The following is a 2,241-nucleotide window of genomic DNA, read 5'->3' as shown; positions in this document are numbered from 1 at the left end:
CCTTCATAGACCCTCCCCTCGCCATCATACCACGCGCCCGGTGCCATGGGGACGGCCGGCGGGAGGCAGAAGGCCGCCAGCCCCTCCCCTCCCGCCTCACCCTACAGGGTGAAAACGCGCGATTCGGCTTTTTCCCTGCGATGGGCGAGGCGGGGAGCGCACTGCGCGTGCTAGGGTGCGGACAACGCGCGGCGCGGAGGGCGCCGGGCACGGAGCGGGTCGCGCTGGCCGCACCCGCTGGAGGGAAGGGGTTCCATATGAATAACGAGAAGACGAGCATGGACCGCCGCAGCTTCCTCAAGGGCGCGTTCGCCACGGGCGCCGTGGCCACTGCCGCCGTCACGGGCGTGGGGACGCTCGCCGGCTGCGCCGCGCAGCCGAAAGAGGGCAAGGCGGGCGCATCGGCCTCCGACAGCAAGGCCGCGGGCGGCGCCTACGAATTCGAGACGGCGCCCGATCCTATCCCCGAGGGCGACATCAAGGAGACGGTGGACGCCGACGTCGTGGTCATCGGCGCCGGTTTCTCCGGCCTGTGCTGCGCGCTCGCAGCCGCCGAGAACGGCGCGAACGTAGTCATGCTCGAGCGCATGGACCACGTCATCGGGCGCGGCGGCTCCATCTACGCCATGAACTCGAAGCTCACGAAGGAGAAGGGCTACGAGTGCTCCGTCGAGGAGGTGGCCCAGCGCTACAAGCGCATGATGGGCTACCACTCCTACCGCGTGGACGGCCGGAAATGGATGCTGCACTTCAACCGCTCGGGCGAGGCCATGGACTGGCTCATCGACCGCATGACCACGGCCAGCTCCGTGGGCGGCGACGACCTCACCCCCGTCATGGAGCACTGGTACGAAGACCCGGAGAACATCAACGGCGAGTTCCCCGGCACGCACGAGTTCCTCGACGGCCCCAACGGCAAGGGCCCCGACGACAACCCGCAGCAGGACGTGTGCGCGAACATGGCGCTGTACTGCGAGAAAGCCGGCGTGGACATCCGCTACGAGACCGAGGCGCAGCAGCTCGCGAAGGACGGCGACAAGGTGGTGGGCGTCGTGGCGAAGGGTAAGGACGGCTACGTGCGGTTCAACGGAAAGAACGGCGTGGTCATCGCCACAGGCGACTTCGGCCAGGACAAGGACATGCTGGAGAAGTTCATCCCCTGGGCGGCGCACCAGACCGAGTTCGGCGGCATCTGGAACGGCTCAGGCCACAAGATGGCGTACTGGGCCGGCGCTGCCGTCGACAAGAGCGAGACGCCCGCGCCCATGATCTTCTGCTTCCAGTGGCGCTCCATCACGCGCCAGGTGCGCGCATTCCAGGGCCTCATGGTGAACGAGGACGGCCGCCGCTACGACAACGAGGACAACGTCATCTCGCACGGCGGCTTGGCGCTCATGCACCAGAAGGGCAATCACGCGTTCGCCATCTGGGATGACGACTACGCGAACGAGCCGGGCTGGCAGAATCACCGCTACGTGGACGGCCCGAAGGTGTTCGACACGCCCGATGACGTGCGCGCCTACTGGCAGACCGTGGTGGACGGACCCGGCACCATCAACATGAACGGCTCGGGCGACATCCCGGTGAAGATGATCAAGGCCGACACCGTGGAGGAGCTCGTGGAGAAGCTCGGCCTGCCGAGGGACGAGACGCTCAAGACCATCGAGGCGTACAACGGCTACTGCGACGCAGGCGTCGACGAGGAGTTCGGCAAGCGCAAGGAGCTGCTGCTGCCCATCAAGAAGGGTCCGTTCTACGGCATAGAGTGCACGCCGTGGTTCCTGTCCACCACCGGCGGCATCCGCTGCAACGAGGATCTGCAGGTCATGAACGCCGACGACGAGGTCATCGACGGCCTGTACTGTCTGGGCTCCACGGTGGGCGATATGTACACCAACTGCTACTCCACGCACTTCCCCGGCCATAACCTGGGCGGCACGTGCCTCACGTTCGGCTACGTGACCGGCCGCAAGCTGGCCGGCGCCGAGTAGGCCGGCCCGTTCGGCCCGGACGCCCCCTCCCTCCCCGGCGTCCGGGCCCTCGAAAACGAGGGATGCAGCCGCACGACGGCCGCATCCCTCGTTTTTTTTTGGCGGCGAACGCTCTTGGAGGCAGCTCCCTCTACAGCGCCACGGCTACCGCCGCGCACAACGCGAGGCCGGCAGCGAGCACGGCCAGGCTGGGACCCGCAAGGCGGCGGTCGTGCAGAGAGGTGCGACGCGGCTCGGCGCCGTAGCAGCG

1 protein-coding gene is annotated in these 2,241 nt (G+C 67.5%); it reads left to right on the top strand.

Translation table 11 applies throughout. The features are described 5' to 3' along the window. The first annotated feature begins 257 nt into the window (after positions 1-257). A complete protein-coding gene (locus GPA_RS07565) occupies positions 258-1,991 on the top strand; it encodes an FAD-dependent oxidoreductase (RefSeq protein ID WP_015539489.1) in 1,734 nt (577 codons plus the stop codon). The last annotated feature ends 250 nt before the right edge of the window (positions 1,992-2,241 follow it).

It is taken from the genome of Gordonibacter pamelaeae 7-10-1-b (genome assembly GCF_000210055.1).
Taxonomy (GTDB): Bacteria; Actinomycetota; Coriobacteriia; order Coriobacteriales; family Eggerthellaceae; genus Gordonibacter; species Gordonibacter pamelaeae.
Note: the sequence above shows the minus strand (reverse complement) of the source record. Positions and strands in the feature narration are given on the sequence as shown.

Excerpts from the sequence above, each read along its gene's own strand:
- GPA_RS07565 (WP_015539489.1), top strand. The coding sequence starts at position 258 with ATGAATAACGAGAAGACGAGCATGGACCGCCGCAGCTTCCTCAAGGGC.